This is a genomic window from Caulobacter vibrioides (assembly GCF_002858865.1).
In the GTDB taxonomy this organism is placed as follows: domain Bacteria; phylum Pseudomonadota; class Alphaproteobacteria; order Caulobacterales; family Caulobacteraceae; genus Caulobacter; species Caulobacter vibrioides.
The window spans coordinates 53,962-79,811 of the sequence record NZ_PJRR01000025.1 but is presented as its reverse complement, the minus strand read 5'-3'; the positions used below and the strand labels follow the sequence as shown (position 1 = coordinate 79,811).

Here is a 25,850-nt window from a genome sequence, read left to right as displayed (position 1 = left end):
AAAACCGGGTTTCCCCGCCGCCGAAGCGGCGGGGAAGTCTCGATTAGTAGCGCAGGCGGGCGTTCAGGAAGAACACGCGGCCCAGCACGTCGAACGTGGCGGGGTAACCGCTGTTCGACGGCGAGGCGTTGCCGCCGAGGATCGGATAGGCTTCCTGGGTCAGGTTACGCACGCCGCCCGTGAAGGCGAGGTTGTCGTTGACGTTCCAGTCGGCCGACAGATCGAAGTAGTTCTTGGCGCCGATACGCTCGACGGTGAACCGGCTGGCGGGGTTGTCGTCCAGCATGTCGTCCAGGTGGCTCCAGACGATGTTCACGCCGAACTGGTTCATGGTCCAGTTCAGGGTCGAACGCAGCTTGTGGCGCGGCAGCGGGTTCACGCCGTTGCCGAAGCAACGCGAACCGAACTTGTCGGCGCACTTGATCGGAGCCGAGATATCGTCCGGCTTGATCGTGAAGTCCCAGGTGTTGGTGTACAGCGAGCGGATCGTCACCGAACCCCAATCCGGCAGACCCAGGTTTTCCAGGTTCGTGCGGTAGGAGACGCCGATGTCCAGGCCCGAGGTCGTCCACTCGGCGACGTTTTGGTTCGTCAGCGAGATGTAGTCGATCGAGCCGTTGGCCAGACGGTTGATGGCCTGGCAGTACGGCGAAGCCGGGTTGCCGTTGACCAGCGTGCCGTAGCAGACGTTCATCACGTTCGCGGCGCTGCCGCCGAACGAGGCGATGGCGTCCGAGACCTTGATGTCGAAGTAGTCGGCGGTGATCGAGAAGCCCGGCAGCCACGACGGGGTGTAAGCGAAGCCGGCCGTGAAGGTCTTGCCTTCTTCCGGACGCAGGTTCGGGTTACCGCCCGACAGGGTCTGGGTCTGCTGGTTGGCGTTGATCAGACCAACGACGCTGGCCGAGACGCCCGAGTTGATGCAGGCCTGACGGATAGCGGCCGTCGGAGCGCCACGCGCCGAGCAGGGGTCGGTGGCGGTCGGGAAGCCGTTGCTCTGCGGCGAGAACAGTTCACCCACCGACGGAGCGCGGATCGCCTTGTTGTACGAGGCGCGCACCATCAGGTCGTCATAGACCTTCCACGAACCGGCGACCTTGTAGGTCTGAACCGACTTCGACTGACCGGTGTAGTCCGACGTACGGCCGGCCAGTTCCAGGTCCAGCGACTTGACCAGCGGCAGGTCCTTCAGCAGCGGGACCAGCACTTCGGCGTAACCTTCGTACACGTCGAAGCGGCCGGCGACCGCCGGGCTGGCGTTGAAGCCCGTCAGGTTACCCGTGGCCAGGTCTTGGCTGGGGTTGAAGGCGAACTCTTCGGCGCGGTACTCGAAGCCGACGGCGAAGCCGATCGGGCCGGCGGGCAGCGAGAACTGGTTCTCGGTGTCACCGTTGATCGTGAAGCCGCCGTACATCTGCTCGTAGTCTTGCGACGAGTTGATGCGGGTCTTGATGAAGTTGGCCGCAGCCGCCGACATCGTGCCTTGACCGAAGATGTTCACCGGGACGCAGCCGCCCGACGGATCGGCGCAGCCGGTGCCGGCGGCGTTCAGCAGCAGGCCTTGCTGGATACGGACCAGGCTGGTGTCACCCAGCAGCGAGTTGCTGCCGTTGGTGTTGCCGTACTGGTAGTAGACGTCGAAGCCGCCGTTGATGAAGTCCAGATCGCCCTTCAGGCCCAGTTGCATCTGGAAGCCCGAGAAGTTGAACGACGAGACGCGCGGACCCACGTCGCTGAGACGCTTGTTGAACACGCCGGTGACGGTGTCGAACAGGCCGTCGCCGTCGGTGTCGACGTCGGTGTAGGTGCCGGTCGCCCAGGGGCTGGACGTCGGGATCGAGTAGGCCGTGGTCGAGCCCAGGCCGTTCAGGGCGGTCTTAGCGGCCGCGGTCAGGAACGGGTTGTTGTCCAGCGTGAAGCGGAAGATACGGTTGCCGACCGGGGTCGGGGCCAGCTGGGTGACGACGCGCGAGTTGACGAAGTTACCCTTGGCGTAGGCGGTCAGGCCCGGCTTGATCTCGTAGCTGGCCAGCGAGGTGACCGAGAAACGCTCTTGCGGGGTCTGGACGTAGTTGACCGGCGCGAAGTTGTAGGTGTCGACCGTGTCGTCATAGCGGCGCACGTCGCCGTTCGACAGGAACAGGGCGGAGTCCGCAGAGGTCGGGGCGCGGCCCAGACCCGTCAGGTTGATGACCCGACCGCTGACAAACGGATCGACGCGGCCCGGCTCGATCGAACCCGAACCCGACGGGACAAAGCCGGTGCGAGCGGCGTTGTCGCCCCAGGCGCGGGACAGCATGCCGCCGCGCTGACCTTGGGTCAGGGCTTCGCGCTTGTTGTAGCCGAGGCTCAGGACGACGTTGCCCTTACGATCGGCGAAGTTGGCGCCCATCGTCAGGTCGGCCGAGTAGATCGGCGCTTCGCCCTTGTCAGTTTCCGAGTAACCGGCCGAGAACTCGAGGCCCTCGAAGTCGTTCTTCAGGATGAAGTTGACGACGCCCGAGATGGCGTCCGAACCGTAAACGGCCGAGCCGCCGCCCGACACGACGTCGATGCGCTTGATCAGGGCCGGCGGGATCAGGTTCAGGTCGACGGTGCCGGTCGACGTGGTCGGGGTCTGGCGCTTGCCATCGACCAGAACCAGGGTGCGGGCGGTGCCCAGACCGCGCAGGTTGACCGTGGCGGTGCCGTTGCTGCCGTTGTTGACGGTCGAGGTGATGCCCGGAACGGCCTGCGGCAGCGTGTTCAGCAGGTTTTCGGTGTTCACAACGCCCGACTGCTTCAGTTCCTTGTCGCCGACTTGGGCGATCGGGCTCGAAGAGGTCAGGTCGGCGCGCGCGATGCGCGAACCGGTGACGACGATTTCTTCGACCTGGGCCGGCTCTTCAGCCTGTTGCGCCCAAGCCGCGGCGGCCGGCAGCATCACGCCGCACAGGACGGAAGACGCCAGCAGGCGCTTTCGACGGCTAACAAAACCCAACAAATTCCACCTCCAAAAACATGGCGTGGCGTCGCCTGAAACGACGCGAACGCTCCCCCCCGGTTCTTAACGAACAGGGCATTGGGCGCAGGAAGGCTGTGTCAGGGGCATGGGTCAATCGCGCCTCGCGCGGGAGACGCAAGAAATCTTCGCCAGTGTCTCAAATGCGACACATTCGCGCAACCAAGCGCCCTAACGGGATGAAAAGGCCAACAAATTTTCAGCAAGCAGCGCGGGAAAATGGCTACAGTCTTGTGACATTCGGCCGTGTTGACGAAACGTCACGTGCAAGACACCGCGACGCCGGGGAGCGACACACGCGCGCCTCGACTAGGGAAATTTCTGCCAATTCTAAAGAACCGTGAAATTCCGACGCCGATTGCCGAGGCGAACGAGGTTCCTCGATCGGTGGTAACGCTAACCTTCGCGTGAATACATGTTCGCAGCCCGTGTACATGTTCGCAATTCGAAGCCGCCGCCAGATCTAGGCTCGGCGACCGGAAAAAGTCGCAGGCGGTTGCGCCGCGAGAAGAAGCATCGCTTGAATAGCCGCGCGGCGACGTTGCGCCGCCCGCCTGTCGCGTATCCGAGCTCGAATGCCCCAGCACCCGCCCCTGAGAATCAACACCGACCTGCCGATCGAGGCCTTCGCCGAGCGGTTCGCGCAGGACGGCTATGTGCAGATTCCCGTCTTCCTGGCGCCCCAGGACGCCGAGACGGTCGCCGCCCTGCTGGAGCCGCTGACCTGGAACATCGTCGCCCCCGACGAGGCGTCCGAAACCCTGGTCATCACGCCTGAGGTCATCAAGAAGTTCGGCGAGGCCCAGGTGCGCCAGTTCCTGCAGGGCGCCCTGAAGCGCGCCGCCCGGGGCTTCTCGTTCGTGCACATGTCCTATGCGCTGCAGGACGAATATCTGCGCGCGCCGCAGACCCCGGTCCATCGGGCGACCGAGTTCCTGGAAAGCCGCGCGTTCCTGGATTTCGGCGGTCTGGTGATCGGCGCGCCGGACGTCACCGGCGTGCGGGTCCAGGCCTCGTACTATCGCCCCGGCGACTTTCTGACACTGCACGACGACAGCCATCGCCAGGACCACCGCCTAGCGGCCTTCACCCTGGGCTTCACCCGGCGCTGGCGTCCTGACTGGGGCGGCCAGCTGCTGTTCCACAACGCCGAGGGCGATGTGACGCGCGGCTTCGCGCCGGGCTTCAACGTGCTGACCCTGTTCAAGGTGCCGACCGCCCATTCGGTGGCCCAGGTCGCCAGCTATGCCGAGGCCAAGCGCCTGTCCCTGACCGGCTGGCTGCTGGGCGATAAGAACGCCGCCTGATGAGGACCTCCGACATGCTCGCCCCCGCCCTCGCCGCCGCTCTGGCCCTGACCGCCGGCGCCGCCCTGGCCCAGACCACGCCCGAACCCGATGTCATCAAGGCCCTCAAGGCCTGCAGCGCGATCAAGCCCGACGGCGAGCGCCTGGCCTGCTACGACAAGGCCGCTCAGTCGGTGACCAAGGCCCAGGAGACCGGCGAGGTCATCATCATCGACAAGCAGACGGCCCGCGCCGCGCGCCGCCAGGCGTTCGGCCTGGAGCTGCCGACCTTGTCGATCCTGGATCGCGGCGCCGACAAGGCCGAGACCGAGACTCTGGAAGCGGTCGTCAAGGCCGCGCGCACCGACGCCGAAGGCCGCCTGGTGGTGACGCTGGAAGACGGCGCGGTCTGGCGCCAGATCGACCAGGAGATCGTCGGCAAGCCGCCCAAGGCGGGGAGCACCGTCGAGATCCGCAAGGCGGCGATGGGCAGCTATCGGATGAAGATCGGCGCCCAGCCGGCCATCCGCGTGCGCCGCAGCGAAGCCGGCCCGGCGCGCTGAGCGTACAAAGTCCTCATCCTGAGCGCGTGTAGGGATGAGGATTTCAACAGGGCCGGCGCCCTAAGGACTGGCGCCCAAAGCCTTGGATTTAGGCCGCCCCCGCCCTTCGACGAGCTCAGGGTGAGGACGGCTGTCCACGTCGGTTGGTACAAAATCCTCATTCTGAGCTTGTCGAAGGACGAGGATTTCCAGCCGGCCTCGCGCCGAAATCTTGGCGACGAAGCCTTTTCCCCGGGGGAAGGCACGTTTGCAGCCGGATCGGTAGCGAAATGCGTCACGCGTGCAAACGTCGCGCGCTGAAACATTACATCTGAGAAATATTTGACCTCAGACGCCAGTCTGCGTCAGAACTTCGCTCGCGTGAGATTCCGGCCGATCCGGAACGGGCGAGACCGTGCCCCAATCGCGGGCCACTGGGAGGAGAGACCTTGGATAGACGACAGTTCCTCGCGGCCTGCGGCATCGGCGCCGGGGGCGTGCTGCTGCCGGGCTTTGGCCAGGCCATCGCCGCCGAACAGCTGATCGAGACCATGGACGTGGCGGTCAAGAAGCGTCTGGCCGACGCAGCCCTGACCGCGGCCAAGGCCGCCGGCGCCAGTTATTGCGACGTGCGCGTCGGCCGCTATCTGCGCCAGTTCATCCTGACGCGCGAGGCCAACGTCCAGGGCGTGACCAACACCGAGTCCAGCGGCGTGGGCGTGCGCGTCATCGCCAACGGCGCCTGGGGCTTTGCGGCCACCAACAACATGTCGCCGGAATCGGTGGCCCAGACCGCCCGTCTGGCGGTGGCCATCGCCAAGGCCAATTCCAAGAACCAGACCGCGCCCGTCCAGCTGGCCCCGACCAAGGGCGTGGGCGAGGTGAAATGGGCCACGCCCATCCGCCGCAACGGCATGGAAGTGTCGCTGCAGGAGAAGGTCGACCTTCTGATGCGGGTCAACGGCGCGGCCCTGAAGGCGGGCGCCAACTTCGTCAATTCCAGCCTGTTCCTGATCAACGAGCAGAAGTACTTCGCCAGCAGCGACGGCTCGTTCATCGACCAGGACGTCCACCGCGTCTGGGCGCCGTTCACCGTCACCGCGATCGACAAGGCGTCCGGCAAGTTCCGCTCGCGCGAGGGCCTCTCGGCCCCGATGGGCATGGGCTATGAGTATCTGGACCCCAAGGCCGAGGATAAGGTCCTCTCGCCCAACGGCATCATCAGCTACAACAAGTCCTACGACATGGTCGAGGACGCCCAGGCCGCCGCCGTCCAGGCGCGCGAGAAGCTGACCGCCAAGTCGGTGAAGCCGGGCCGCTACGACCTGGTGCTGGACCCCAACCACCTGGGCCTGACCATCCACGAGTCGATCGGCCACCCGCTCGAACTGGACCGCGTGCTGGGCTACGAGGCCAACTTCGCCGGCACCAGCTTCGCCACGCTGGACAAGCGCGAGTCCCGCTTCCAGTACGGCAACGAGATCGTCAACGTCTTCGCCGACAAGGTGCAGCCGGGCAGCCTGGGCGCCGTCGGCTTTGACGACGAAGGCATCAAGACCAAGAGCTGGCCGCTGATCCAGGGCGGCAAGCTGGTCGACTATCAGACCACGCGCGACCAGGCCCACATCCTGGGCAAGACCGAGAGCGACGGCTGCTCGTACGCCGACTCCTGGTCGACCGTGCAGTTCCAGCGCATGCCCAACGTCTCGCTGGAGCCGGGCAAGAAGCCGCTCAGCCTGGCCGACATGATCGGCAACGTCGAGAACGGCATCTACATCCTGGGTCGCGGCTCGTTCTCGATCGACCAGCAGCGCTACAACGCCCAGTTCGGCGGCACGCTGTTCTACGAGATCAAGGACGGCAAGATCACCCAGCCGCTGGAGGACGTCGCCTATCAGATGCGCACGCCCGAGTTCTGGAACGCCTGCTCGGCGATCTGCGACGAACGGGACTACCGCCTGTTCGGCTCGTTCTTCGACGGCAAGGGCCAGCCCAGCCAGGTTTCGGCCGTCAGCCACGGTTCGTCGACCACAAGGTTCGACGGCATCAACGTCATCAATACCGCGCGCTCGCTCGGTTAAGCGGATCGAGGGAGACACATCATGGGTATCATGACGGAAGCCGAGGCCAAGACGATCCTCGACAAGGTCCTCAAGCTCTCGACGGCGGACGAATGCACCGCCCAGCTGACGGGTTCGATCGAAGGCAATATCCGCTTTGCGCTGAACAACGTCTCGACCAGCGGCGTGGTCAGCGACACCAATCTGGGCGTCTCGGTGGCCTTTGGCCGCCGGGTCGGCACGGCGTCGACCAACGACTTCTCCGACGCGTCCCTGGCCCGTGCGGTCAAGCGCGCCGAGGAGCTGGCCCGCCTGGCGCCGGAAAACCCCGAGTTCGTGCCCGCGGTCGAGAAGCAGGTCTACAAGCCCAGCTCGACCTTCAGCGCGGCCACCGCGGCCATCACGCCTGAACAGCGCGCCGAGATCGCCATGGCCTCGATCGCGCCCTGCCGCGCCAAGAACCTGATCGCGGCCGGGTTCCTGAACGACGAGCAGAGCTTCGTGGCCTTCGCCAACAGCAAGGGCGCGTTCGGCTATCAGCGCTCGACCGACATGGACTACACCTGCACCGTGCGCACGGCCGATGGTCGCGGCTCGGGCTGGGTCGCGCGCAGCCTGCAGGACTCCACCAGCTTCAAGCCGGCCAGCGACATCGAGATCGCCATGCGCAAGGCCAGCGCCTCGGCCGAGGCCCAGGCCCTGGAGCCGGGCAAGTACACGGTGATCCTCGAGCCGGCCGCGGCCTCGGGCCTGATCTCGTTCATGTTCAACTTCTTCGACGCCCGCCAGGCGGACGAGGGCCGCAGCTTCCTGTCCAAGAAGGGCGGCGGCAACAAGCTGGGCGAGCAGGTCTATGACCCGCGCGTGACCTTCATGTCCGACCCCTGGCACCCCGAGCTCGCCGTGCTGCCGTGGGACGCCACGGGCCGCGCCCGCGAGAAGATGGCCATGGTCGAGAACGGCAAGATCGCCAACCTGATCTACACCCCCTACTGGGCGCAGAAGCAGGGCAAGCCGGTGGTCGGCCGTCCGGGCAACATCATCATGTCGGGCGGCACCAAGTCGACCGCCGACCTGGTGCGCGAGACCGAGCGCGGCATCCTGGTGACCCGCACCTGGTATATCCGCATGGTCGATCCGCAGACCGTGCTGCTGACGGGCCTGACCCGCGACGGCACCTTCTACATCGAGAACGGCCAGCTGAAGTATCCGCTGAAGAACTTCCGCTTCAACGAGTCGCCGGTGATCATGCTCAACAACATCGACGAGCTGGGCCGCCCCGTGCGGGTCGGCGAAGGCATGCCGATGATGATCCCGCCGATGCGGGTGCGGGACTTCACCTTCACCTCGCTGTCGGACGCCGTCTGACACACACCCATGGCCAGTCGTCGCGTAACCCGTTCGGAGTGTCTGCGTCTGCTGGCCGGTGGTGCGATGGGAGGTTGGCTTGCCGGCCTCCCATCGGCCTCCCAGGCGGCTCTCAAGGCGGCTCCCGCCTATGATTTCTGGTTCACGCGCCTGCGCTATGACAGCGGCGACTGGGACGTCGACCAGCGCATGCCCGCCAACATCCTGACCTCGCTGGTCGACTACACCACCCTGCGGGTCGATCCCGAGGAGCGCGTCGTGCGCCTGTCGGACCCGGCCATGCTGACCGCCCCGTTCTGCTACCTCGCGGGCCACAAGCTGGTCGAGTTCAGCCCCGCCGAGGCCGAGAACTTCAAGACCTATGTCCGCAACGGCGGCTTCGTCTTCGTCGACGACTGCAACCACGACATCGACGGTCTGTTCGCCAAGTCGTTCGAGCGCCAGATGGCCAAGCTGTTCGGGGCCGACGCCCTGAAGAAGCTGCCCAACGACCACCTGATCTACCGCAACTTCTTCAAGTTCGACGGCCCGCCGACAACCAGCTTCGAGCTGAACGGCTGGGGCGACGATCTCGTCCACGACTATCTGAAGGGCATCGAGATCGGCGGGCGCCTCGGGGTGCTCTACAGCAACAAGGATTACGGCTGCGAGTGGGATTACGACTGGCGCAACAAGCGCTTCCTGGCCGATGACAACACCAAGTTCGCGGTCAACATCGTGCTCTACGCGCTCACCGCATAACTGGCCGCCTGATCGCCTTTTTCTCTGTTCGGATCGCTTATGACCAAGACCCCCACCGAAGCCGAGATCGCGGGCAAGCTTCAGCGTCTTTCCGAGCTGCGCGCGGCCATCGGCCAGGCCATTGTCGGCCAGGACGAGGTGGTCGAGCAGCTGCTGATCGGCCTCCTGGCCGGCGGCCATTGCCTGATCGAGGGCGTGCCGGGCCTGGGCAAGACCTTGCTGGTCCGCACCCTGGGTCAGGCCCTGTCGCTGGACTTCCGCCGCGTGCAGTTCACCCCCGATCTGATGCCCAGCGACATCCTGGGCACCGAGGTGCTGGAGGAGGACCACGGCACGGGTCATCGCCACTTCCGCTTCCAGCAGGGGCCGGTGTTCACCAACCTGTTCCTGGCCGACGAGCTGAACCGCACCCCGCCCAAGACCCAGGCCGCGCTCTTGGAAGCCATGCAGGAGCACCAGGTCAGCTATGCGGGCGTCACCCATGCGCTCAGCGAGCCGTTCTTCGTGCTGGCCACCCAGAACCCGCTGGAGCAGGCCGGCACCTATCCCCTGCCCGAGGCCCAGCTGGACCGCTTCCTGCTCAACATCCGCGTCGGCTATCCGACCGCCGAGGAAGAGCGGGCGATCCTCGCCTTGACCACCGGCGGCGCGATTGAGCCGCCCAAGGCCGTGATGACCGGCGCCGACATCGTCGAGCTGCAGAAGTGGGTGCGCCAGGCCCATGTCAGCGACGGGCTGCTGACCTGGATCACCAGCCTGATCCGCGCCACCCGCCCTGGCCCCGACGCGCCGAGCGCCATCCAGGACTATGTCCGCTGGGGCGCCGGCCCCCGCGCCGGCCAGGCCCTGGTGCTGGCCGCCAAGGCCCGCGCCCTGCTGCACGGGCGCCTGGCCGCCACCCGCGAGGACGTCACCGCCCTGGCCGCGCCGGTGCTGCGCCACCGCATCCTCTTGTCCTTCGCCGCCGAGGCCGAGCGCAAGACGACCGACGACGTGGTCGCCGCCCTGCTGGCCGCCCTGCCCGCCCCCGCCCGCGACTGATCCAGCGCATGTCGCCCTTCGACCTGCCGCCGGACCTGCGCACCCGCCTGCGACGCCTGTCGCTGGCGCCGCGCGCGGCTGCGGTGCTGGTCGGCGACGGCGCCCACGCCAGCCGCAATCGCGGCGGGGCCATGGAGTTCGCCCAGTACCGGGCCTATGAGCGCGGCGATGACCTGCGGCGGATCGACTGGAAGCTCTATTCGCGGTCCGACAAGTTCTTCGTCCGCGACGCCGAGCGCGAGAGCCCGGTGGCGATCTGGATCGTGCTGGACGCCAGCGCCTCGATGGCCCAGGCCGATCTGGCCCGCCCGACCTGGACCCGCTTCGACGCCGCCCGCCGCCTGACCGCCGCCCTGATCGAGATCGCCCTGTTGCAAGGCGACCGCTTCGGCCTCGTCGTCGCGCAAGAACGAGGGCCGCTGGTGCTGGCCCCGTCGGGCGACCAGCGCCAGCGCGACCGCATCCGCCTGGAGATCAGCCCGCTGCAACCCGGCGGCGCGCCGCACTGGGACCGGGACCTCAAGACCCTGGGCGAGCGCATCGCGCCCGGCGATCTCGTCATCTTCATCACTGACGGCTTCGACGAGGCCTGCGTCGCCGCCGCCGAGCGCCTGGCCGCCTCGGGCCGCGACGTGTCGTTCGTCCAGTTGCTGACCGGCGACGAGCGCGACTTTCCGTTCGACAGCTCGCTGCGCTTCCGCGACCCCGAAAACCGCGCCGAGCTGGCGGGCGATGGGCGCTCCCTGCGCGCCGATTTCCTCAAGCGCTTCGGCGAGGCGCGGGCCGCCCTGCGCGCGCGACTGGAAGGCCGGGGCGTGCGGTTCGCCGAGCACTTCGCCGACCAGGATCCCGACGCGCCGATCCAGGCCCTGGCCCGCGCGGCGGCGGTCCGATGATCCCCGCCCTGCTGCTGCCCGCCGCGCTCGCCGCCCTGCTGGCCGTCGCGGTTCCGCTGGCGATCCACATCGCCCGTCGCACCGAGACCAAGACCATCGACTTCGCCGCCCTGCGCTGGCTGAATCCGAACCCCAAGCCCGTCCAGCGCCTGCAGTTGGACGAGCGCCTGCTGCTGGCGGTGCGGGTCGCGCTGATCGTGGCGATCGCGCTCGCCCTGGCGCGCCCGGTGCTGCGGCCGTCCGGCGATGAGCGTCCCGTGGTCGCCATCGCGCCGGGGATCGACGCCGCCCAGCTTGCCGATGACGGCCAACGCCGCGTCTGGCTGGCCCCGGACTTCCCCAGCGCCGACCGCGCCGCCCCGGCGACGACCGCCGACCTCGCCAGCCTGATCCGCCAGCTCGACGCCGAGACCCCGGCCACAACCCCGCTGACCCTGGTCGTGCCCCAGGCCTTCGACGCCGACGGCGCGCGGCTGGTTCTGTCGCGTCAGGTCGTCTGGCAAATCGTCCCGGCCGCCGCGACGCCTGGCCCCAAGCCCCAGCGAACGCCGCCCAGCCTGGTGGTCCGCTACGCCGCCGAGCGGGCCGAGGCGGTCCAGTATTTCCGCGCCGCGGCGGGCGCCTATGCCGGGCCCGACCAAGCCCCCGCCTTCGAGGCCGCGCCCGTCGACCAGCCCCCGCCCGCCAAGGCCAAGACCCTGATCTGGCTGTCGGGCGCGCCGCTGTCGGATGGCGCCCTGGCCTGGATCGAGCGCGGCGGCGTCGTGCTGCTGGCCCACGACGCGCCCTCGCCCGTTGAGGGGCGCAAGACCGTCGCCTGGCGCGACGCGCTGGCTGAGCCACTGGCGCTTGAGGGCCGCTTTGGCCAGGGCCGCGTCCTGCATCTGACCCGCCCGCTGGAACCCAAGGCGCTTCCGGCCCTGGTCGAGCCGGACTTCCCCGACCGCCTGTGGACCCTGCTGGACCCGCCGCCCGCCCCGGCCCGCGTCGCCGCGCAGGACTACACACCGACGGTCGGCGCGGCGGGCCCGGCGCTGGCCTTCAATCCGCACCCGATCGACCTGCGTCCGTGGCTGGCGGTGCTGATCGCGGCGCTGTTCGCCGCCGAGCGCTGGCTGGCCACGCGCCGCAAACGCCCGGTGCTGGCATGATCGCCGCCCTCGCCCACCTGCCCCGCGCCGCCCGGCTGCGCGTGGTGCTCGACACCCTGGCGATCGGCGCCCCCGCCGTGCTGGCCGGCGGCGTGGCGGCCTGGCGGGTTGCGGGACCACTAGGAACCCTCGCCGTCGGCGCGGCGGGTCTGGGCGCTACCGCCTGGACCGCCTGGAAACGCACGCAGCGCTTCGACCGCACCTGGCTGACCGCCGCCCTCGACGCCCAGGCGCCGGGGCTGGAGGACAGCAGCGACCTCCTCTTCGCGCCGCCCGAAACCCTGACGGGCCTGGCGGCCCTGCAGCAGGCCCGCCTGCGCGAGCGGCTGAAAGAGGCCGCCGCCCTCGACCTGCGCCCGGCCTGGTCGCGGCGGGCCATCGCCGCCTCGGTCACCGTCAGCGCCATTGTCATCGCCGCCGCCGCCCTGTGGCCCGCGCCGGGCGGCCCCGGAAGTCGCCATGCCGCCGACGCACCCGCGCCGCTGGCCGCCCCGCACCTGACCGGCGCGCGGCTGCGGATCACCCCGCCGGCCTATACCGGCCAGCGAGCGTTCGAGCAGAGCAGCCTCGATGTTCGCGCCCCCGCCGGATCGCAGGTCGCCTGGAGCCTGGGCTTCCTGCCCCATCCCGACGCCGCCACCCTGACCCTGCCCGGCGAGATCGCCCTCTCCCTACGGCGCGAGGGCGGCCGCTGGACCGGCGCGCGGGCCTTCGAGCGGTCGGCCCTCTACCGGATCGAGGCCCCCGGCCTGCCCCGCCAGCGGCTGCACCGGCTGGAGATGATCCCTGACACAGCGCCGGTGGTCCGCGTCGTCACCCCGACCACCGCCCTCTCCTTCGTCGAACCGGGCCAGGCCCGCTGGACCCCAGTGTTCGAGGCGCGCGACGACTATGGCGTGGCCGCCACCGCCACCCTGAAGATCACCGTCACCAAGGGCGAAGGCGAGAACATCACCACCACCGAGCGGACGGTCCCGGTGACCGGCCAGGGCGAGGCGCGGCGCAAGCGTTTTTCGCTGTCGCTGGACCTAGCCCGCGAAGGCCTGACGCGCGGCGGCGACCTGATCGTCCAGCTGATCGTCCGCGACAATCGCCAGCCCGCCGCCCAGACGGTCGAGGGCCCCAGCGTCATCCTGCGCTGGCCCACCGCGCCGCCGCCGGTCGACGGCCTGGAGGGCATGGCCCGCAAGATCCTGCCGGTCTATTTCCGCAGCCAGCGCCAGATCATCATCGACGCCGAGGCCCTGCTGGCCCGCAAGGCCCGCCTCTCGGCCGACAAGTTCATGGACAGCGCCAACGGCCTTGGCGAGGACCAGGCCCAGCTGCGCCTGCGCTATGGCCAGTTCATGGGCGAGGAGGCCGAGGGCGGCGGCGGCGGGGTGGGCCTCGCCCTGCCGACCAGCGACGCGCCCGCCCTTGATCTGCCGACCAATGACGGTCCCGCCGCCCCGGCGGCCAAGGCCGAGACGCACGATGACCACCACGATCACGACCATGGTCCGGGCGACGGCCACGACCACGGCGAGGCGGAAGAGGGTTCGCCGCTGGGCGACATGGACAAGCTGCTGGCCCAGTTCGGCCACGCCCACGACACGGGCGATGCGGCCACCCTGTTCTCGCCCAGCACCCGCGCCACCCTGGCCCAGGCGCTGGACGCCATGTGGGACTCCGAGCGCGCCCTGCGTCAGGGCCAGGTCAAGGCCGCCCTGCCGCACGCCAACCGGGCTCTCGTCTTGCTGAAGACCGCCCAGCAGGCGACGCGGATCTATCTGGCCCGCACCCCGCCCAAGCTGCCGCCGATCGACCTGTCGCGCCGGATGAGCGGCAAGCGCGACGGCATCGTCTCGGGGCGTCTGGCGCCGCTGGTCCGCGACCCGGCCGACAGCCCGGCCGTCGAGGCCTGGCGCGCCCTCGGCCAGACGGGTCCGGCCGCCGCCCCGCCGAACCTCGACGCCCTGACCCGCTGGGTCGGCGCCAATGCCGCCCGCCTGCCCGACGCCCTGTCGATCAGCGCCGCCATCGACACGGTCCGCAACGAGCCCCAGTGCCAGGACTGCCGACGCAAGCTGCGCGCCTTGCTGTGGACCGCGCTGGAACGCCCGACGCCCGGCGTTCAGCGTCGCGCGCCCGTCGATCCGCGCGGCCGGCTCTATCTGGACGCCCTGCGATGACCGGTCCTTCGCTGCTGGCCCTGGCCGTGATCGTCGGCGCGCTGGTCGTCAGCCTGACGCGCCTTGCCCTGCGCCGCCGCGCCGCCGCCGCGGCCGAGCGGGGTCCGACCTGGCGCTTCGTCGCCCTGGCCGGCTTGCAGATCGCCGCCGGCGCCCTGTTGTGGCTGACCCTGTTCCCGCCCCAGGTCCTGACCGCGCCGGGACGGCTGGTGGTGCTGACCGACGGCGCAGCGGCGCGCCTGCCCGCCGCCGGCGACGTGGTCGTGGCCCTGCCCGAGGCGACCCGCGCGGCGGGGGCGATCCGGGTTCCGGACCTGGCCACCGCCCTGCGGCTCTATCCCGAGCCCGGCCGTCTGCGGATCGAGGGCCATGGCCTGTCGCCGCGCGACCGCATCCCGCTGGACCGCACCGCGACCTTCGCCCCGCCGGCGCCGCCCAAGGGGATCATCGCCCTGGCCCTGCCCGCCCCCGTCGCCCCCGGCGCCCGCTTCACCGTCGGCGGCGAGATCGGCGCGCTGCAGGCGGGGGTGGTCGAACTGCTGGATCCGGCCGGGGCCGTGGTCGACAAGGCCGAGGTCAAGGCCGGCGCGCGCTTTAGCCTGTCGGGCGCGGCCCGCGCGGCGGGGCCGGTGCTGTTCGACCTGCGCCTGCGCGACGCGGCCGGGCGACAGGTCGAGCATGTCGAGATCCCGGTCGAGGCCCGCGCCCCGATCAGTCCGCGCGTGCTCGTTTTGGCCGGCGCGCCGAGCGCCGAGACCAAGTATCTGCGCCGCTGGGCCCAGGACGCGGGGATCGCCCTGAACCTGGAGGTCTCGCTGGGCGGCGGCGTGCAGCTGGGCGACGCGCCGGTGGCCCTGACCCGCGCGACGCTCGACGCGGTGGACCTGATGGTCATCGACGATCGCCGCTGGGAGGCGCTGAGCCGTCCCGAGCGCGCGGCCATCGACGGCGCCGTGCGCGGCGGGATGGGCCTGGTTTTGCGGCCCAGCGGCCCGCTGTCAGACGCCGTGCGCCGCGACTGGGCTAGCCTTGGCCTGCCGACGGCCGAGACGGACAGCCTGCGCCCCGTGCGGCTGAACGGGCCCAACTCGGACGTCAACCGGTACGACATCCTGCCGACCACCTCGGGCGGCGTGCAGCTGGTGGTGACCAAGGACGGCCAGCCCCTGGCCGCCTGGCGCGCGCGGGGCCAGGGCCGGGTGGCGCTGTGGACGGTGGCCGACAGCTACGCCCTGGTGTTGACCGGTCGCGCCGACCGCCATGGCGAACTGTGGAGCGAACTGGTCTCGGCCATAGCCCGTCCCGGCGAGGCGGCGGGCGTGCAGGTCGAAGGGTTGGCGCGGGCTGGTCAGAGGGTCGCCCTGTGCGGGGCGAAAGAACGCCTTGCCGTGATCGAGCCCGATGGGGCGACGCGGCGGCCGCTGGTCGATCCGCGCGCCACGCCGGGATCGTGCGCGGCCTACTGGCCGGCGAGCCCGGGCTGGCGCACGGTCGTGGACGGGGATCGCCGCAGCGCGCTGTACGTCCAGCCCGCCGACGCGGCCCCTTCGCTGGCGCAAGCGCAGGCGCGGGCGGCGACGCAAGCGCTGGTCGAGACGGCGGCGACGGGCCCGGCGCGCGCGGCGCGTCATGCGCCGGGGTCGCCCTGGCCCTGGGCGCTTAGCCTGCTGGCCGTGCTGGGGATGCTGTGGTGGCTGGAACGGCGCGCGCCGCGCCGGTGATCCTGACCTAGAGGGTCAACACCACGAACAGCACCGCACTGACCGGAATCGCCGCCGAAAGGACCATGTGCAGAAGGGTTTCGCCGACCGTCATGGCCGAGCGAGCGGACGGGGAAACCTTGACCGGGGATGGGTTGGCGGCGGTGGTCATGGACGATGCTCCTTGCACGACCAAGCTTGCCCGGAAGGTGTTAACGAAGCTGAATCGGGAAGCCCTAACGGCTTGCGACAAGTTGTCCGCGAGCCCTCCTGAGCCCCTCAAAAGAGGCTGATCTGGCGCCGGGCGTAGCAGGCGTCACGGACGCCGCCCCCCCAAAAAATCGGCGCGCTCCCGGGGGAGGGAAGCGCGCCTAGCAACGCCGTGACAGCCCGGAAAAGCAGGGCCGCGCGGGCGAGCCTAAGTACGCCCGCCGGGCCAGATGGGCGCGGCGCCGACGGGCGGGGGTAGACCGTTTAGAAGCTCATCCGCAGGCCCAGAACATAGGTGCGGCCGGGCTTGTAGTAGGTGAAGGTCGCGTTGTCGTACTGGAAGTAAGAGCGCAGCGACTCGTTGGTCAGGTTGGTGACATTGAAGGTCACCTGCGGGGCGTTGTTCAGGCCGAAGATCTTGCCCAGGTCATAGGTCGAGGAGAAGTCGGTCTGCTTGTAGTCGTCCGAGAACAGGGCGGCCGCAGCGATGCCGTTCTGGTTCAGGCCGCTGACCTGCGAGCCCTTGCGATAGACATGGCTGACCCGCAGGCTGATCCCGTTGTGCTCGTAGTAGCCCGTCAGGTTGTAGGTGTACTTGGCCACGCCCAGCGCGGTGGCCGGACCATTGCTGGTCTGGTCGACGATGGTGGCGTTGGCGTTGACGCCCAGACCCTCGACGCCGAAGCGGCTGGTCAGGAAGTCCAGCGGCTGCACCCACTGGAACTCCAGGCCGTTGATCGTCAGCTTGTTGGGCACGTTGATCTGCGACTGGACCTGCACCTGGGCCTGGGTCGGGCCGCCGCGCGAGTTGACGGCGGTCTTCTGGGTGTCGTTCAGGGTGTCGTAGGTGATGCCGTACTGCGCCAGGAACGAGAACGGCTGGGTGGTCACCTGGTTCTGGGTGAAGCCGGTGATCGACTTGCGGAACGCGTTGACCGCGACCACGCCTTCCTGGCCGGTATAGAACTCGAAGCCCAGGTCGATGTTCTTGGAGAAGTAGGGCTCCAGGGCCGAGTTGCCGATCGTGGCCTGGTCGGCCGACGGCGCGCCGAAGCTCACCCCCGGCAGCTGGGCCGACGGATCAGGTCGGGTCATGGTCTCCGACACCGCCGCGCGGGCCACCGCGCGCTCGCCCACGTCATAGGCGATGCTCGCGGCCGGCAGCCACTTGGAATAGGTGTTCTCGGTGTAGACGAAGTTGGTGATGTTCGGGTAGCGCGCGCCGTCCGGCAGGGCGCCTGAGGCCGGGGCGTTGCGCGGGTCGGCCACCGAGACGCGGCCGCCGATCGTCTGCTTGGTGCGGACATAGCGGACGCCGACATTGAAGCGCAGGTCGCTGTCCAGCACCTGGGTCACGCCGTTCAGCTCGGTATAGGCCGCGCTGTTCTTCTCGTTGATATAGCCGCCGCTGGCGCCGGTGTTGGAGCCGCCCGATTCCGGCGTGTTGTCGTGGAACTGGTCGTACTTGGTGGCCTGCTTGACCTTGTCCCAGTCGACCGTGACGAAGCCGGCGGGGCCGGGCTTCAGATAGCCGGACAGGCCCGCGGTCGGGATCAGCGAGCCGCCATAGGTGAGCGTCCCGGTCTGGCCCGCCGTATAGCCCGTGCCGTAGCCCGGATAGGTCGGATAGCCGGCCGGCGCGGCGCCGGGCTGGTTCAGGCCCTGGCATCCCGGCTGGCTGTTCGGCGAGGGCAGGAAGATGCTGGGATTGTTGCCGCAGGTCGCGTTCTGCCAGGCCTGGCTGTTGTCATAGCCGCGGATGGTGCGCGAGATGTCGTCATAGTTGGCGCCGACCTTCAGGTTCAGGGCCTCGTCGCCCCAGGTCAGCGCGGCGCGCGCGCCCTTGGTCTCGTACCAGCGCTTCTCGTCCTGCATGTTCACGCGACCGCCGGTCCAGATGAAGTTGGCCGGGTTGTTCAGGTCGACGCTGCTCTTGATGGTCGGGATGCCGGTGGGGTTGGCGGTGTACTCAACCGTGGTGCCCACGCCCAGGGCGGTGACCGGACCGAAGGTCGGGCTTTCGCGGTGGAATTTGCTCTTGGTGTAGTTGGCTTGGGCCTCGAACTTCAGCGTGTCGTTGATGCGCCATTCGCCGCCCGGATTGATCCCCCACAGCTCGGTCTTCTCGAGATAGGGGCGGAATTCCAGGAAGAAGTTCGAGTTGGCGTAGGTGCCGGAGGTGACGGTGCAGCCCGCCGAGCAGTCGGCCTTGTCGTACTTGGTGTTCAGCGGGATGACCGCGCCGTTGCGGACGATCCACATGATGTCTTCGCGGACCAGGTCGGTCTTCTTGTAGCCGTACATCCCGTCGACATAGAAATTGACGTTGTCGTTGGGACGCCATTCGAGGCTGCCGACCAGGTTGATGCGGTCGCGGTTGCCGTACGAGGCCGAGGGACGGCCGATGCGCGGCAAGAGGCCGTTGTCGATCTGCTGGATGGTGGCGCCGGGGTTGTTGGCCAGCAGGAACGCGCGGTCGATGACCGTGCCGGCCACCAGGCCGCCGCCCGCGCCGACCGGCACCGTGCCGGGGATCGTCCAGTTGCCGCCGCCCGTGGGGTTGCAGCCGCTGGTCGCGCCGCACTGGGCCGCCGACAGGTTCGGGTTGGTGTAGCCGATGGTCTCGTAGCCGCGGGTGTCGGTCTTCAGGCGCTGGCCCGAGATCCCGAACAGGACGCCGAAGGTGTCCCAGGTCTTGCTGGCGATCAGCGAGCCCTTGCCGCCCACACCGGCGCCGTCGGCCTTCACGCCCTGGACGTTCATGGTCAGGGACTGGCCGGGGCGATCGAACGGCCGCGCCGAGCGCATGTCGATATTACCCGCCGCGCCGCCTTCCAGCAGGCTGGCCGAGTAGCTCTTGTTGACCGTCAGCTTGGTGAACAGATCGGTCGGGAAGAACGACAGGTCCACCGAGCGGTCGGTGCCCTGCGCGTCGGTCACGCCCGACGAGGCCACGGCGATCGAGGCGCCGTTCAGCGTCACATTGGTGAAGTTGCTGCCCAGACCCCGGATGGCGACATTGGCGCCTTCGCCGGTGATGTCGCGGGTGATGGTGATGCCGGGAATGCGGTTGAACGACTCGGCGATGTTGGAGTCAGGGAACTTGCCGATGTCCTCGGCGAAGATCGCGTCGGCGAAGCCGGTGCTCTCGCGCTTGGCGACCGTCGATTGCGCCAGGCTCTTGCGATAGCCGGTGACGACGATCGCATCGACGGTGTCGTCGGCGGCCGGCGCCGGCGTGGTCTGAGCGTGCGCCTCCACGGCGATCAGGCCCGACAGCATCGTCGCGCTCAGCAGCGCGGCGCGGCGCAGACGCGCGCCAAAAGCAGTATTCCGCATTGAGTTCCCCTTCCTCCCGAGAGCCCGCTTGTTGACGAGCAGCCTTGCTTCTTGGCGCCACCCAATCTGGTAGCGCTACCAAACCCTGTCGTGAAACTATGCGGCCTGTCAATAGGTCTGACGTCGAGGTCAGACCTATTGACAGGCAGGGATCAGACGCCCTCGCCGCTGAAATCCCGTGGAAAAATGGAACTCCAGAGCGCCGAACGGCCGGAAAACGCCTTTTGAGGCGGAAGGTTGTCGCGCCGCAGGGCCGCGACGATCCGGGCGCGGATCAGACCGGATGCCGGACCAATTACCCTGACCAATGGTGAGATAAGGGTGTCGCCCTCACCCGGACTGTCCAGACCATTTTGCCGTGGATCGGCGGGTCAGGGCCGTCCGGCCGGCGCGCCCTCGGGGGTCGGAGACCGTCGATAGACGCCGTGCCCGCGGGTGATCCGCCGCAGCGAGGCCGGGTAGCGGTGCAGCTGGCTTTCGGGACGGATCGGTCTGGCCACCAGCCCGCCGCCGCAGTCGGGACACAGGTCCTCGAAGCGCTCGGCGCAGGCCGCGCAGAAGGTGTGCTCGAAGGTGCAGATTCGGGCCGCGTCGCTGCCCGGCGGCAGATCGCGGTCGCAGCACTCGCAATTGGGACGCAACTCGAGCATGGGCCGTCCTCCCGTGATCGTCGCGCTTCGATAGCCCCTAAGCCTTGCACCATAAGGGGTTTGGACGCCCTCAGGCGAGGGTCCGTGTTCGCCGATCACGGGAATGTGGCGCCCTGCGAGAATCGCGTGAACGCGAGGGGTTGACCCCCTCCCCCCCAGGCCCTAGACACCGCGCCGTTTGCGCGGCGGACGGGCCCAAAGCCCGTCCGCTTTCTTGCAAGAAGACGCCCCGACGCGCGGGGGCCGGACGGGGGTTACCCCGGGTCGGTCTTTTTGCGAAAATGACCGCCCAATTCCGGGCCAAGCCGCGTTCAGGAGCGCTCCATAGAATGTCCCAAGACCTTCTCCCCGGCGTGACTGGCGTTCTGGCCTTGGCCGACGGCACCATCCTGCAAGGCGTGGGCTGCGGCGCGGTCGGCGACGCGGTCGGCGAGGTGTGCTTCAACACCGCCATGACCGGTTATCAGGAGATCCTGACCGACCCGTCCTACATGGCCCAGATCGTGGCCTTCACCTTCCCGCACGTCGGCAATGTCGGGGTGAACGGCGAGGACGTCGAGCAGATCACCGGCGTGGCCGAGACGGCCGCCCGCGGCGCCCTGTTCCGCGACGTGCCCACCGTCCAGGCCAACTGGCGCGCCGATGGCGATTTCGACGCCTGGATGAAGGCGCGCGGCGTGGTGGGCCTGGCGGGTGTCGACACCCGCGCCCTGACCCGCAAGATCCGCGAAACCGGCATGCCGCACGGCGTCATCGCCCATTCGCCCCACGGCCAGTTCGACCTTGCCGCCCTGGTCGCCAAGGCCAAGGCCTGGGCGGGCCTCGAAGGCCTCGACCTAGCCAAGGACGCCTCGACCACCCAGACCTTCACCTGGGACGAGGGTCTGTGGTCGTGGCCGGAAGGCTACGCCAAGCTGGACAAGCCCAAGTACGAGGTCGTGGTCATCGACTACGGCGTCAAGCGCAACATCCTGCGCGCCCTGGCCCATGTCGGCGCCCGCGCCACGGTGGTGCCGGCCTCGACCAGCGCCGAAGACATCCTGGCCCGCAACCCCGACGGCGTGATGCTGAGCAACGGCCCGGGCGACCCGGCCGCGACGGGGGAGTATGCGGTTCCGGTCATTCAGACGCTGGTCGCCAGCGGCAAGCCGGTGTTCGGCATTTGCCTGGGCCACCAGATGCTGGCCCTGGCCCTGGGCGCCAAGACCGTGAAGATGGAACAGGGCCACCACGGCGCCAACCACCCGGTCAAGGACCTGACCACCGGCAAGGTCGAGATCGTCTCGATGAACCACGGCTTCACCGTCGACACCGCCTCCCTGCCCGCCCCGGTCAAGGAGACCCACGTCTCGCTGTTCGACGGCACCAACGCCGGCATCGCCCTGGACGGCAAGCCGGTGTTCTCGGTGCAGCACCACCCCGAAGCCTCGCCGGGTCCGACCGACAGCCTGTACCTGTTCGAGCGGTTTGCGGGCCTGATGGACGCGGCGAAGTAAGGCTAAACAACGGAAACCCCTCTCTCTTTGAGAGAGGGAGGGGCCCGCGCCGCAGGCGCGGGAGGGTGAGTGGTTACGCCGACTGCCGGTGTGGCCTGGCCTTGCGTGCGCTGTCACCGCACCTGCCCATCAGCGTGTTCCGGCGGATCACGCCCAAGTTGACATTCTCAGATCTTCCCGCACCCTCAGATTGCGCCCGCGCTGGGCGGGATCAGGCTTGCGCCCTGCCGTGGATCGTCGCGTTCGCCTTAAACGACGCAGAAGCCGAGGGTTGGTTGAATGAACAGCTCGGTGGGAAAGTCCCTTCGGACAATCCTCAACTTGGATCGCCCTCTGGTGGTCTTGATGAGCGTAAGCATCGTCATGGCGTTCGGCTACCAGTTGGGGAAGGACGCCGCGAAAACCGATAACCAACAGGACCGCCTCGCAAGACGCGAAGCGCCGCAATGACAGTCTCAACCTGTTCGAGCGGTTTGCCGGCCTGATGGACGCGGCGAAGTAAGGCTAAGCCCATGAAATCCCTCTCTCTTAGAGAGAGGGAGGGGCCCGCCGCGCAGCGGTGGGAGGGTGAGAGGTTAAAGCCTCACCGACCGAAGCACCGCCAGGATCTCGTCCGCCGTACCACCCGGATCGGCCAGGACCCGTTCATTTCGGAACCTGAGAACCAGGTAACCGAACAGCGCCAACGCCTCTGTTCGGCGATCATCATAGTCCTCTCGCCCTTCGTGGACAGGACCATCCAACTCCACGATCACCTTGGCCGCCTCGCAAACGAAATCCGCGAAGTAGCGGTCGATTGGGACCTGACGCAAAAACCTGTACCCGCCCAGACGGCGGTTGCGGACAAGGTTCCACAGGACCTTCTCCGCCAAGGTCTGGCCTCTGCGAAGACGACGGGCGACAGCGGTCTTGTCCATCCTAAGAGACTGCTCCTAGCTGAACACCACCTTAAAGGGAGATTGGCGAGGCTTCACGAAAAAGGTGAAACCTCTCACCCTCCCACCGCTCCGCGGCGGGCCCCTCCCTCTCTCTTAGAGAGAGGGATTTTTGTTTTTTGACCTCCGCTACGTCACCCGCGCCTATCCTCTCGAAAACGGGAGGACGCGGGGATGATCGACGACACCGATTTCACCGGCAAACGGGTGCTGGTCGTCGGCGGGTCCAGCGGGATCGGCAACGGGATCGCGCACGCGTTCAAGGCGCGCGGCGCGGCGGTCGCGGTCTGGGGCACGCGGGCGAGCGCCGGGGACTATGATCCGGCGGAAGGCTCTGACCTGACGGGCCTCGCCTACGCTCAGGTCGATGTCGGCGATCCCGACGCCATCGAAGCCGCCCCCGCCCCGTTCGACACCCTGGACGTGCTGGTGCTGTGCCAGGGCACGGTCGTCTACAAACGCGGCGAGTTCGAGCGCCCCGGCTGGGACCGGGTGATGGCGGTCAATCTCGACAGCCCGATGCACTGCGCCCGACGCTTCAAACCGGCGCTCACGGCCAGCCGGGGCAGCGTCATCATCGTCAGCTCGATCTCGGGGCTCTCGGCCAATATCGGCAATCCGGCCTATGCGGCGTCCAAGGCCGGGGCGATCAGCCTGACCAAGACCCTGGGCCAGGCCTGGGCGCCCGAGGGCGTGCGGGTCAACGGCCTAGCGCCGGGCCTCGTCGAGACCAAGCTGACCAAGGTCACCACAGAGAGCCCCGAGCGCCTGGCCGGGGCCCTGGCCGCCATCCCGCAGCGCCGGATGGGCACGCCCGCCGACATGGCCGGGGCGGCGCTGTTCCTGGCCTCGCCGCTGGCGGCCTACGTCACCGGCCACACCCTGGTGGTCGACGGCGGCCTGTCGCTCTAGCTGGGAAAGATCATGAAGACGCCGATCCACGCCCAATCCCGTGTCATCCCGGAAGCCTCGCAGAGGCTATCCGGGACCCAGGGGCCAAGCGCACTGCGGCTCCCCCTGGGTCCCGGCTCTGCCCCCGGCTTTCGCCGGGGTTCGGCCGGGATGACACGGAAGATGACCGTCGACGGAGCGTGTCCCAGCCTTTTCGGAGCAATCTCATGAAAGCCCTGCGCTACCACGGCGCCCGCGACGTCCGGTACGAGAGCATGGACGATCCCACGCCCCAGTCGGACCGCGACGCGATCGTCCAGGTCACCGCCTGCTCGATCTGCGGCTCGGACCTGCACATCTATCACGGCCATGGCTTCTCGGAGGATCTCGGGTTCTGCGTCGGCCACGAGGCGGTCGGCGAGGTGGTCGAAGTCGGGCGCGGCGTCCAGCGGCTGAAGGTCGGCGACAAGGTCATGCTGCCCGCCGCGGTGGGCTGCGGGCGTTGCCGCTCGTGCCTGGCAGGCGTGATCCAGACCTGCGAGAACGGCCAGGGCGCCTGCTATGGCCTGTCGGCGCGGCTGCAGGGCTCTCAGGCGGAAGCCGTGCGCGTGCCGGCCGCCGACATGAACGCTGTGCCCGTGCCCGACGGCGTCTCGATGGATCAGGCGCTGATGATGACCGACGCCCTGGCCACCGCCTGGTTCGGGGCCCGCAACGCCGAGGTGCGGCCGGGCGCCAGCGTGGCGGTGATCGGGCTTGGCCCCATCGGCCTGATGGCGGTCGAGAGCGCCTATGTGATGGGCGCGCACGTCGTCTACGCCGTCGATCCCCTGCCCGCCCGCCGGGCTTTGGCGGAGGAGGCCGGCGCCATCGCCCTGCATCCCGACGAGGCCCTGGCCCGCGTGCGCGAGGACACCAAGGGCCGCGGTCTGGACTGCGTGATCGAGGCGGTCGGCGGCGAGGCCACGGTGGATGCGGCCCTGCGCCTGGTGCGGCCGCGCGGCGTGGTGTCGGTGATCGGGGTGCAGCAGGCCAAGCGCTTCGCGTTCCCGCTGGAGCGCGCCTTCGGGGCGGGCCTGACCTTCCGGGTGGGAACCTGCTCGGTGCCCGAGGAACTGCCGGCGCTGTTCCCGCTGGTGCGCTCGGGACGCCTGCGGCCCGAGAAGTATATCAGCCACCGCCTGCCGCTCAGCGACGGGCCTGAGGCCTATCGCCTGTTCGAAAGCCGCGAGGCCGGCGCGCTGAAGATGGTGCTGACGCCGGGGTGAGGCCTGTTCCCTCTCCCCTTGCGGGAGAGGGTGGCCCGAAGGGCCGGGTGAGGGGTCGCGCCGCGCTGTCCGGACAGGTCTTTCAACCCCTCATCCGTCGACTGCGTCGACACCTTCTCCCGCAAGGGGAGAAGGGGGAGCGGCGCAGGCTTCAAGGATCAGCCCCAGGACGCGGTCGGGGTTGTTGAGTTCGTCGTTCTTGAACCTCAGCACACGGAAGCCCTGCCCGGCCAGCCAAGCGTCCCGTTGCGCGTCACGCGCCTCATCGTGATGCGGCCCGTCGGCCTCGACGATCAGCCGATGGCGCAGGCAGGCGAAGTCGACGACATAGCGGCCTATGGGCAGTTGCCGGCGGAACTTGAGGTCATCAAGGCGACGGTCTCGCAACAGCCGCCACAGCACCCGTTCCATCGCGGGCGCGTCACGACGCAGACGTCGCGCGAAGTCGAGTTGTCGAGACCGCTCCACCACAAATGGAACAATACAGGAACATTCGCAAGCTGCAATGGGGGGGCCGCCTCCCGCAAGACTAGGGGGCAAAGCGGGAGGCGGCGACCGGACGCCCGCTGCAATGGGGGGCGCTGGCAGGCGTCCGGCGGGCGGAGCCCATCGCCCGGACACATGTCCGGAAGGGATGGATAGGCTCGAACCCGATCTCAATCGTTCTCGGCGCTTAGACCTTCATGTCGAGCAGGGCGCCGGTCATCTTGTCGGCCGTGCGGACCACCGCCGCATTGGCCTTGAAGTCGGTGGACGCGCCGATCTGCTCGACGCGCTCCTTGGCGTAGTCGACGTCGCGGGGCTCGGCGTTCTTCTCGGCCTGCTGATCGCCGGCGGCGACGCGCTGGGCGCTGGCGCTGAGCCGGTCGGCGGCGGCGAGCATCCCCGAGGCGGCGATGGATAGGGCCTGCATGGACAATGTCCTCTCTGCTTACCCAAGGTTATCCGACAGGTTGGGTTAAGCCCTGGCGAGGAGAGATGGTAAAATTCACGGCTCGGTCATGTTTTTTGCCACGCGTTAACCTCCAGGGCCTTGGATACGCCGCCGCAGAGGGGTGTGATCTGCCGCCGCCCGGGCCTCTGGCGGCCGGGGCGTGCGAGGCT

At 68.6% G+C, this 25,850-nt stretch carries 20 protein-coding genes and 3 pseudogenes; 15 read left to right on the top strand and 8 right to left on the bottom strand.

The genetic code is table 11. From position 1 onward, the window contains the following. Positions 1 to 43: 43 nt before the first annotated feature. Positions 44 to 2,983: a TonB-dependent receptor domain-containing protein gene (locus CVUC_RS18985; protein WP_096034017.1), complete on the bottom strand. Its 2,940-nt coding sequence runs from the start codon at positions 2,981 to 2,983 to the stop codon at positions 44 to 46. Between the two features lie 593 nt (positions 2,984 to 3,576). Here CVUC_RS18985 and CVUC_RS18980 point away from each other — a divergent pair. Next, on the top strand, positions 3,577 to 4,308 hold the full coding sequence (locus CVUC_RS18980; protein ID WP_096034018.1) for a 2OG-Fe(II) oxygenase family protein: 732 nt from the start codon (positions 3,577 to 3,579) through the stop codon (positions 4,306 to 4,308). After that, complete coding sequence (locus tag CVUC_RS18975) at positions 4,308 to 4,850, top strand: hypothetical protein (protein ID WP_096034019.1); 543 nt, start codon at positions 4,308 to 4,310, stop codon at positions 4,848 to 4,850. The genes CVUC_RS18980 and CVUC_RS18975 overlap by 1 nt, the downstream gene beginning before the upstream one ends. 93 nt (positions 4,851 to 4,943) lie before the next feature. On the opposite strand, the pseudogene CVUC_RS20620 reads toward CVUC_RS18975, so the two are convergent. Continuing rightward, positions 4,944 to 5,060: pseudogene (locus tag CVUC_RS20620) on the bottom strand (hypothetical protein); the annotation flags it as partial. Between the two features lie 218 nt (positions 5,061 to 5,278). Between CVUC_RS20620 and CVUC_RS18970 the strand changes: the two are divergent. The 8 genes from CVUC_RS18970 to CVUC_RS18935 are packed head-to-tail and all read left to right on the top strand — an operon-like array spanning position 5,279 to position 15,978. Next, positions 5,279 to 6,910, top strand: coding sequence for a TldD/PmbA family protein (locus tag CVUC_RS18970; RefSeq protein ID WP_096034020.1), 1,632 nt, complete (start codon positions 5,279 to 5,281; stop codon positions 6,908 to 6,910). A 21-nt stretch (positions 6,911 to 6,931) separates the two neighbouring features. Further along, complete coding sequence (locus tag CVUC_RS18965) at positions 6,932 to 8,257, top strand: TldD/PmbA family protein (RefSeq protein ID WP_010920664.1); 1,326 nt, start codon at positions 6,932 to 6,934, stop codon at positions 8,255 to 8,257. Between the two features lie 9 nt (positions 8,258 to 8,266). After that, the gene (locus CVUC_RS18960) at positions 8,267 to 8,998 is read left to right on the top strand and encodes a DUF4159 domain-containing protein (protein ID WP_096034021.1); all 732 of its coding nucleotides are present in this window, start codon (positions 8,267 to 8,269) and stop codon (positions 8,996 to 8,998) included. Between the two features lie 39 nt (positions 8,999 to 9,037). Then, positions 9,038 to 10,039, top strand: coding sequence for an AAA family ATPase (locus CVUC_RS18955; protein ID WP_096034022.1), 1,002 nt, complete (start codon positions 9,038 to 9,040; stop codon positions 10,037 to 10,039). An 8-nt stretch (positions 10,040 to 10,047) separates the two neighbouring features. Further along, positions 10,048 to 10,935 (top strand): DUF58 domain-containing protein, encoded by an 888-nt coding sequence (locus CVUC_RS18950; protein WP_096034023.1) that lies wholly within the window; start codon positions 10,048 to 10,050, stop codon positions 10,933 to 10,935. Next, a complete protein-coding gene (locus tag CVUC_RS18945; protein ID WP_096034024.1) occupies positions 10,932 to 12,086 on the top strand; it encodes a BatA domain-containing protein in 1,155 nt (384 codons plus the stop codon). The genes CVUC_RS18950 and CVUC_RS18945 overlap by 4 nt, the downstream gene beginning before the upstream one ends. Then, a complete protein-coding gene (locus CVUC_RS18940; RefSeq protein ID WP_164468191.1) occupies positions 12,083 to 14,257 on the top strand; it encodes a DUF4175 domain-containing protein in 2,175 nt (724 codons plus the stop codon). The genes CVUC_RS18945 and CVUC_RS18940 overlap by 4 nt, the downstream gene beginning before the upstream one ends. Beyond that, positions 14,254 to 15,978 carry a hypothetical protein gene (locus CVUC_RS18935; protein ID WP_096034026.1) on the top strand — a complete coding sequence of 575 codons (1,725 nt, stop codon included), beginning with the start codon at positions 14,254 to 14,256 and terminating at the stop codon, positions 15,976 to 15,978. Before CVUC_RS18940 ends, CVUC_RS18935 begins: the two co-directional genes overlap by 4 nt. A gap of 7 nt (positions 15,979 to 15,985) precedes the next feature. Here CVUC_RS18935 and CVUC_RS19975 read toward each other — a convergent pair whose 3' ends face one another. From CVUC_RS19975 to CVUC_RS18920, 3 genes are all read right to left on the bottom strand, one after another. After that, positions 15,986 to 16,129 carry a hypothetical protein gene (locus tag CVUC_RS19975; protein ID WP_024265855.1) on the bottom strand — a complete coding sequence of 48 codons (144 nt, stop codon included), beginning with the start codon at positions 16,127 to 16,129 and terminating at the stop codon, positions 15,986 to 15,988. Between the two features lie 302 nt (positions 16,130 to 16,431). Beyond that, positions 16,432 to 19,506, bottom strand: coding sequence for a TonB-dependent receptor (locus CVUC_RS18925; RefSeq protein ID WP_096034028.1), 3,075 nt, complete (start codon positions 19,504 to 19,506; stop codon positions 16,432 to 16,434). A 371-nt stretch (positions 19,507 to 19,877) separates the two neighbouring features. Continuing rightward, entirely contained in the window at positions 19,878 to 20,156 is a 279-nt protein-coding gene (locus CVUC_RS18920; protein WP_010920673.1) for a DUF1272 domain-containing protein, read from the bottom strand. Positions 20,157 to 20,485: 329 nt separating this feature from the next. Here CVUC_RS18920 and carA point away from each other — a divergent pair, with 329 nt between their 5' ends. Together carA and CVUC_RS18910 are read left to right on the top strand one after the other, a co-directional pair. Continuing rightward, entirely contained in the window at positions 20,486 to 21,652 is a 1,167-nt protein-coding gene (gene carA / locus CVUC_RS18915; RefSeq protein ID WP_096034029.1) for a glutamine-hydrolyzing carbamoyl-phosphate synthase small subunit, read from the top strand. A gap of 279 nt (positions 21,653 to 21,931) precedes the next feature. Then, positions 21,932 to 22,102, top strand: coding sequence for a hypothetical protein (locus CVUC_RS18910; protein ID WP_010920675.1), 171 nt, complete (start codon positions 21,932 to 21,934; stop codon positions 22,100 to 22,102). A 125-nt stretch (positions 22,103 to 22,227) separates the two neighbouring features. Here CVUC_RS18910 and CVUC_RS18905 read toward each other — a convergent pair whose 3' ends face one another. Continuing rightward, positions 22,228 to 22,569: an endonuclease domain-containing protein gene (locus CVUC_RS18905; protein ID WP_096034030.1), complete on the bottom strand. Its 342-nt coding sequence runs from the start codon at positions 22,567 to 22,569 to the stop codon at positions 22,228 to 22,230. 192 nt (positions 22,570 to 22,761) lie between these two features. Between CVUC_RS18905 and CVUC_RS18900 the strand changes: the two genes are divergently transcribed. The 3 genes and pseudogenes from CVUC_RS18900 (at position 22,762) to CVUC_RS18895 (ending at position 24,746) form a co-directional block, all read left to right on the top strand. Continuing rightward, entirely contained in the window at positions 22,762 to 23,499 is a 738-nt protein-coding gene (locus CVUC_RS18900; protein WP_096034031.1) for an SDR family NAD(P)-dependent oxidoreductase, read from the top strand. A gap of 40 nt (positions 23,500 to 23,539) precedes the next feature. Further along, positions 23,540 to 23,658 (top strand): annotated as a pseudogene (locus tag CVUC_RS20900) (hypothetical protein); the annotation flags it as partial. A 47-nt stretch (positions 23,659 to 23,705) separates the two neighbouring features. Continuing rightward, positions 23,706 to 24,746, top strand: a complete 1,041-nt coding sequence (locus CVUC_RS18895) for an alcohol dehydrogenase family protein (RefSeq protein WP_096034032.1) — start codon at positions 23,706 to 23,708, stop codon at positions 24,744 to 24,746. A gap of 90 nt (positions 24,747 to 24,836) precedes the next feature. On the opposite strand, the pseudogene CVUC_RS18890 reads toward CVUC_RS18895, so the two are convergent. Next, positions 24,837 to 25,369, bottom strand: a pseudogene (locus CVUC_RS18890) (endonuclease domain-containing protein). 50 nt (positions 25,370 to 25,419) lie between these two features. Further along, positions 25,420 to 25,665, bottom strand: a complete 246-nt coding sequence (locus tag CVUC_RS18885; protein WP_096034033.1) for a flagellar basal body rod C-terminal domain-containing protein — start codon at positions 25,663 to 25,665, stop codon at positions 25,420 to 25,422. Positions 25,666 to 25,850 lie beyond the last annotated feature (185 nt).